This is a genomic window from Haloflavibacter putidus (assembly GCF_006546625.1).
In the GTDB taxonomy this organism is placed as follows: Bacteria; Bacteroidota; Bacteroidia; order Flavobacteriales; family Flavobacteriaceae; genus Mesonia; species Mesonia putida.
The window spans coordinates 1-281 of record NZ_VIAR01000047.1; the positions used below are offsets into that span (position 1 = coordinate 1).

Sequence of the window (281 nt, forward strand, 5' to 3'; positions counted from 1 at the left end):
CGTTGCGGTATCGGTTACCCGTACCCAAATGGTCTGAGAATTGGTTTGGTTTTCATATCCGCCAGGATTGCCTATTGGGCTGTTTTGGTCTTCGGCGTCTTCTAAACTGGTATAGTAGCTAATATCCAAATCAGTTGGGTCTAGCCCGTCTAAGATTTCCGGCTCTATTTGGGTTAAATCAAAAATTGCCTGCCCGTCGTCATCGTCATCGCATTGGCTTAAAGCTTCTTCCGGGGTTTGGATTATCGGGCTATTGTAAACTTCTAAATTTAGGATGGTAG

The 281-nt window shown here is 44.8% G+C and carries 1 pseudogene; it reads right to left on the reverse strand.

Annotated features, from left to right (window positions below):
• Positions 1-281 (reverse strand): annotated as a pseudogene (locus tag FKR84_RS13460) (hypothetical protein); the annotation flags it as partial.